The 5704-nt window shown below is 60.2% G+C and carries 7 protein-coding genes; 3 read left to right on the top strand and 4 right to left on the bottom strand.

Annotated elements, in window-relative coordinates; genetic code table 11:
* The first annotated feature begins 127 nt into the window (after positions 1-127).
* Complete coding sequence (locus tag LXN01_RS07010; protein WP_236863914.1) at positions 128-778, top strand: zinc-binding dehydrogenase; 651 nt, start codon at positions 128-130, stop codon at positions 776-778.
* A 43-nt stretch (positions 779-821) separates the two neighbouring features.
* Positions 822-1670, top strand: a complete 849-nt coding sequence (locus LXN01_RS07005; RefSeq protein WP_236863913.1) for a 2-keto-4-pentenoate hydratase — start codon at positions 822-824, stop codon at positions 1668-1670.
* Positions 1671-2130: 460 nt separating this feature from the next.
* Here the strand turns inward: LXN01_RS07005 and LXN01_RS07000 are convergent, their stop codons facing one another.
* Positions 2131-2733 carry a hypothetical protein gene (locus LXN01_RS07000; protein ID WP_236863912.1) on the bottom strand — a complete coding sequence of 201 codons (603 nt, stop codon included), beginning with the start codon at positions 2731-2733 and terminating at the stop codon, positions 2131-2133.
* On the bottom strand, positions 2726-3625 hold the full coding sequence (locus tag LXN01_RS06995) for an HAD family hydrolase (protein ID WP_236863911.1): 900 nt from the start codon (positions 3623-3625) through the stop codon (positions 2726-2728). The genes LXN01_RS07000 and LXN01_RS06995 overlap by 8 nt, the downstream gene beginning before the upstream one ends.
* Before the next feature lie 235 nt (positions 3626-3860).
* Between LXN01_RS06995 and LXN01_RS06990 the strand changes: the two genes are divergently transcribed.
* A complete protein-coding gene (locus tag LXN01_RS06990) occupies positions 3861-4523 on the top strand; it encodes a hypothetical protein (protein ID WP_236863910.1) in 663 nt (220 codons plus the stop codon).
* Positions 4524-4544: 21 nt separating this feature from the next.
* Here the strand turns inward: LXN01_RS06990 and LXN01_RS06985 are convergent, their stop codons facing one another.
* Together LXN01_RS06985 and LXN01_RS06980 are read right to left on the bottom strand one after the other, a co-directional pair.
* Positions 4545-5117, bottom strand: coding sequence for a recombinase family protein (locus tag LXN01_RS06985; protein WP_236863909.1), 573 nt, complete (start codon positions 5115-5117; stop codon positions 4545-4547).
* Between the two features lie 224 nt (positions 5118-5341).
* A complete protein-coding gene (locus tag LXN01_RS06980; RefSeq protein WP_236863908.1) occupies positions 5342-5506 on the bottom strand; it encodes a hypothetical protein in 165 nt (54 codons plus the stop codon).
* Positions 5507-5704 lie beyond the last annotated feature (198 nt).

Raw genomic sequence — 5704 nt, 5'->3', positions numbered from 1 at the left:
GACCACCTCACCAGCCCCGACCCATGAAAGATCGAGGCTAGGAACGGGTGTCACTCGTTTCGCTGTGGGTGACCGCGTCTTCGGGTTGCCAAGATTCCCGCGCCCGGTGAACGGATACGCAGAATTCGTGACCTCGCCGTCCCGCCACCTCGTGCGCATCCCGGATTCGATCGACTTCGCAACGGCAGCTGCGGTCCCTCTCCCCGCGACCACCGCCTACCAGATCGTGCATGACGCCGCAGAGGTCAGCGCAGACCAGACGGTCTTGGTGCTCGGCGCAGGCGGCACCGTCGGAACATACGTGGTCCAGCTTGCGAAGAAGCTGGGCGCCACCGTGATCGGACACGCGACGGGTGACCGGCTCGAGCACCTGGAATCCCTGGGAATCGATCGCACCGTTGATTACAGAGCCCACGAGTTCGACGACCCAGCGCTTCCGGGCGGACCCATCCGCGAGGTCGATGTCGTCGTCGACCTGATCGGGGGCGAATACGCGGTGCGTGCAGTGCCGCTCACCCGCCGGGATGGGCTTGTCGTCGGAGTGCCCTCCGGACAGCAACAAGGGCTGGGAGAGGCGGCTACCAGCGCAGGAGTGCGCTGGACCAGCCTGATCGTTGAACCGGATCACGTTGCTCTGACTTACATCGCCGACCTGATCGAGAACGGTGAACTCGAGGTGACGCCGCCTCAGGTCGCACCGCTGGAAGATGTCGTCGATGTGCACCGGAAGATGGCCGCGGGTCGGATGTCGAAGACGGTCTTGAAAGTGAATGCCTGATCCGACTGCTGCTGCCCGTAGTGTCCTGTGCCACACTGACTGCATGAGTGACTCAACAGCTGCGGACACACCGTACAACGCAGCACCGGACAGCACGACGTCTGAAGCGGTCCACCGCAGCGCAGAGATTCTCCACCGGGCAACACAGAGGCAGGAGCAGCTCGCAGAGTTGCCAGTGGACGCCGCACCGACTACACGCGCTGCGGCCTACGCTGTGCAGGCCCGGTTGACAGAGCTCAGCCACCAGCCCACAGTCGGCTGGAAGATCGCGGCCACCAGCGCTGCCGGGCAGCGGCATATCAACGTTGACGGCCCACTGGGCGGACGGGTACTTGAGGATCGAGTGCACCCGGATGGCGCTGAAGTGTCCCTCACCGGCAACATGATGCAGTTGGCGGAGCCGGAGTTCGTCTTCGTCCTGGGCACGTCTCTTGCACCGCAGCCTGAGCCCTATGGGGCCCACCAGATCATGGATGCGGTGAGTGACTTGCGGTTGGGGATCGAGTTGCCGAGCACACGTTTCACCGATGTCACTGCGGTGGGAGCTCTCCAGCTGATTGCGGATAGCGCTTGCGGACACCATTTCGTGCTGGGTCCTTCCGTCCGCGCCGGGTGGCGTGAGCTCAACCTTTCCAAGGTACACATGTCGGCGGCAGTCAACGGACCCTCGGGCCACAGGGAGATCGCAGGGCGGGGCGCAAATGTACTCGGCAATCCGGTGACTGCTTTGACCTGGCTCGTGAACGAACTGTCCGAACTGGGGATCGGGCTGGAGGCTGGCACCTTCGTCACCACAGGAACGTGCAGCGATCCGATCCCCGTGCGCGTCGGAGACACAATCACCGCAGACTTCGACGGTCTCGGCACAGTGACCTGCGCGTTGACCGCCTAAAGCTGCAGACGGTTTAACCCGGGGCACGCTCCGATCAGCGTTGCTGAACGTGCTCGGTTCCGCGGGAGGGCTGGTTCTGGCTGGACTTGCGCACACCCGCCTTCGAATCGACGGACCGCTTCATGCCGGTGTCGGTGCCCGAGCCGCGATCAAGCATCGGTGACTAACGCCTCCCATGGCCGGAGAAAGCCGCCACAGAGCGATCACAGAAGACCGCCACAGAGCCATCAAATCCACACTCTATTGCTGACTTGAGTGGTGAAAACCTCAGGAGCGGATTCGCCCGCAGGTCTGTATGGCATGATCTGTAGCTGCAACTCGATGTCGGTATCCACCCTGGCTTCGCGCCAACCCCGGCTTCGGAAGCTGTCATTGAAGCGCCGCGCGAGTTGAGTCTCCTGCCCACCACGGCGCGTTGCGCAACAGATGCTCGCGGTAGGTCCACGATGCGGATTGAGAACTAGCTTGGCGAGTGATTCATTCGACTTAGGTTCTCGCGTGTATCCGCAGCGGGGGTAATGGCCGATTTCGAAGGTGTTCCGCTGTCGCGCGGTGAGTAACCGGACTGCAGTCCCGCCACGCCCAACCCGGTGACGATCAAAAGTACAGTCCCCGAAAGATAGAAGATGTTGAGTTTGCGAGTCGATGACATTTCGCAGCCGAACCACTTCCGATGGCTGGCGTTCGTGATCGACTTGGAGAGGTCGGCGTGAACGCCGTAACTATTCAAATAGTCTTCTACAGTCGATGCAGCTGCTCCCGCACCGCTAAGTAACCGGTGGTACCAAACGCCGTCTGCGAACCAGAAAATTAACCAAATGAGTAGCCCAAGCACAGGGACCAGAATCGCGGGATTGAATTCTCTCCCAACGAGCGTTACGTGGCCCGCGTTGAGGAATCCGAAGAAAGTTGCGCCGAGAAAGAACGTGAGTGCCGTGATCGCGAGTGAACGAATTCGCCAACCAATGTCATTGAAGTGCTGTTGAACACTAACCACGTGCTTCCATACTTCAAGGTTGGCTTCTAACTCTGCTGCGACGCTCCTCTCCGGAGAATCACTCATTGGTTCGCTGCGTCGGTTTGAAAGCCACATGCTCATCCAGTTCGTGCAAGCCTTCAGCAAGCGTAAGAGTCGGCGTCGGATGAACCCCGGGCCTGCCATCCTGTTCATATTGCACCATCTGATCTGTCCAGTGAGAGACGCTTTGCAGGAGACTGTATCGGGGGTCACGAAAGCGCATGCCGTATTGTGCTAAAACGTCGATCGCTTCTACGCTCTGCGCCATCGCAATATCCTTCATTAAGCTGTCGCCGACGTACACAGTTTCAGCAGCAGTGACGCCTTGATCGTCGATGATCTGTTGTAGAACGAACGGACTTGGCTTAAGTACTCCCTTCGGAACATGGCGGTGGACGGTTTCCCTTAGCTGGTAGTACGACGCAGGGAGATGACGCCGCTGCTCGGGAACCACGCATGAAGGTGAGTCATGGTCTTCGGAAGAATAAAGGTAAGCCAGCAAGCCATCGATCCCGGTGCGTTGAATTCTCCAGTGTGTCCAGAAAGCTAACGATTCCGTGTATCCGATGACCGTGGTGCCGCGTGATCGAAGCTTCTCGAGAGTGTTCTTGACGCCAGGGTATAGAACTGTGGCTTCTTTTCTGGCCTTGTTCTGAGCATGCAGGGCAGGATCGTAGTACTCGTCGCGGGTCTTGCCCGATGGAACTGCCTGGTCGAGAATATCGAGCTCATCAATGAGCCACGAGAACTCTGTCGTTCCGTATTTCTGGTGAACCGTCCGAATTGCTGCAGTCAAATTCTGTTCATCGATTCCTGATAGCCGAACTAGCTCATCTAGAAACGCACGGAATGATTTATGCCAAGCGTCAAACCAGGTCCAGAGTGTGTCGTCCAGATCAACGACGAGAAGGCGTGCGGTTCGCTTACGACTTGCCATAGTTGAACACTAACCTGAAGGCCGCGAGCGGGCTGACTTGTGGCCGTGGACCGCCCGTAAGGCCACATGGGCAGAATCCAGATCACTCAATGCGCTCGTCGGTGAGTTCAGCCTGCAGGCGGCACGGCGGCTGTACTTGCGCCTAACGGAACGCCCATGGCTGGGCGCAGCCACCGCATAGTTCTTTATTGTTCGCCTGGTCGTGGTCGGCTGCGGGCGCGGTGATAATTTCCCTATGGGGTTTGATGAGCTTGACAGGAACGGGGACGGCTATCTGTTGCAACCGGACGCCTCCAACCTGCCAGTACTCACGGGTGACGAGAAGTTCGCCGGCAGTGCTACTGCGGCACCGACTGTTCTGCAGTTCTGGCAGTTCGCGATGCAGGATCTGCGAATGAACAACACTCGGGGTTATCTCGCAGAATTCATGGTCGCAACCGCTCTTGGGCTGCAGGTCTCTCGAGTCGAGTGGGACGAGTACGACCTCTTGTGGTTGCCGGGTGGCTCGTCTGATGAGGTCCGGATAGAGGTGAAAAGCTCCGCTTACGTTCAGGCGTGGCCGCAGAAAAGACTCTCAAGGCCGGTGTTCTCTGGACTAAGAGGGCGGATCCGCGATGCCGCGAACACCTACGCAGACAACGCCAGTTATAACGCCGACCTCTACGTCTTCTGCGTGAACACGCAGACACGGCCTCTCAAATATGACCCCCTCGATCTGGCCTGCTGGGAGTTCTACGTGGCGCCGCGAATGATCCTGGCGGAGCTAAATACCTCCTCGGTCAGCCTGCCGACACTTATGAGCAGTGGTGTGGCGCCCGTCGGCTTCGATCAGTTGCGCGACGCGATCGAGCAAGCGTGGCATGGCGAGCAGTCGACGCCCTCTGACTTCCAGAGGTGACAGCACCGCGAGGGCCCGGCCCTACGCATCGGTCTCGGCAGCCAGTGCCAGGTAACGGTACACGGTGGCCCGGCTAACGCCGAGCAGTTTGGAGATCTCCGGGGGAGTGAGGCCTGCGTGCCGGTACTGACCGGCCTGCCGGACCTTCTCCGTGTCAGAGGTGACGGCAGGTCGGCCGCCCTTGCGGCCGCGGGCGGCGGCAGCGGCCAGGCCGGCCCGGGTGCGTTCGGCCAGCTGGTCGCGTTCGAGTTGGGCGAAGGCGGACATGACGGTGAGCATGGCCTTGCCCATCGGTCCGGTGGTGGTGATCCCCTCGGTCAGCGACCGGAAGTGGATGCCTTGAGACTCGAGGGAATCGACGAGGTTGAGCAGCTGGCGGGTATTGCGGCCCAGCCGGTCAAGCTTCCACACAACCAGCTCGTCGCCGGCCCGGGCATTGTCCAGCAGCTTCTCCAGCTCCGGACGTTTGGTCTTTGTGCCGCTGACTCCGTGGTCCGTGTAGACCCGCAGGCACCCCGCCTCTTTGAGGGCGCGGATCTGCAGGTCCGCGTTTTGCTCCACTGTGCTGACTCGCGCGTACCCCAGTCTCGCCATCCCCGCCGCCTTCTCAAAAACTCGACTCGCTTCGCCTAGTTGAGACTCTATCGAATGAGACAGGGTATTGAGACATGTGCTGCCGCCGACAGCAAAGGAAGATGTGGATTTGCTCGCTAGATGGCGGTCTTCTGTGATCGCTTGATGGCGTTAGCTGCCGAGGGATCAAGACTGATCGACGTAGGGGAAATCCGGGTTTGCCTCTTGACAAGTAGGCCCACAAATTAGCGGTTAGGCCCATCCTCGTGTGCATCGATGATCGCGCTTACCTTGGCATCGACGGCGGCGAGTGTCTCGAGTTCGAGGTGGGGGGCGTCGAAGTCGACACGGTGGCCCTTGAGCAGGAAGTCGAGTTTGGGATGGAGTTGGGCGAGCGTCTCGTTGGGCATGCGTGAGGGGTTGCCGCCGTGGGCGGAGCACAGGGCGTTGGCTTTTGCGTGGAGGGAAGATACGGATTCCAGGTCGAGTTGGCTGGGTGCTGGAACGCCTCGAACCGTGGGCCTGAGAAGAACGAGAGGAGGAGTGAGCCGTCGTCGTCCAGAACACTGCGCAGGGTCGCCAGTGCTGGCGGGAGCTGGTCGGGATCG

It is taken from the genome of Brevibacterium daeguense (assembly GCF_021729135.1).
Classification (GTDB): Bacteria; Actinomycetota; Actinomycetes; order Actinomycetales; family Brevibacteriaceae; genus Brevibacterium; species Brevibacterium daeguense.
This window is presented reverse-complemented; position numbering and strand designations above follow the sequence as displayed.

What these genes read in the sequence shown, in the direction of transcription:
- LXN01_RS06990 (WP_236863910.1), top strand. Translation starts at nt 3,861, where the DNA reads ATGGGGTTTGATGAGCTTGACAGGAACGGGGACGGCTATCTGTTGCAA.
- LXN01_RS06995 (WP_236863911.1), bottom strand. Translation starts at nt 3,625, where the DNA reads ATGGCAAGTCGTAAGCGAACCGCACGCCTTCTCGTCGTTGATCTGGAC.
- LXN01_RS07005 (WP_236863913.1), top strand. Translation starts at nt 822, where the DNA reads ATGAGTGACTCAACAGCTGCGGACACACCGTACAACGCAGCACCGGAC.
- LXN01_RS06980 (WP_236863908.1), bottom strand. Translation starts at nt 5,506, where the DNA reads ATGCCCAACGAGACGCTCGCCCAACTCCATCCCAAACTCGACTTCCTG.
- LXN01_RS07000 (WP_236863912.1), bottom strand. Translation starts at nt 2,733, where the DNA reads ATGAGTGATTCTCCGGAGAGGAGCGTCGCAGCAGAGTTAGAAGCCAAC.
- LXN01_RS06985 (WP_236863909.1), bottom strand. Translation starts at nt 5,117, where the DNA reads ATGGCGAGACTGGGGTACGCGCGAGTCAGCACAGTGGAGCAAAACGCG.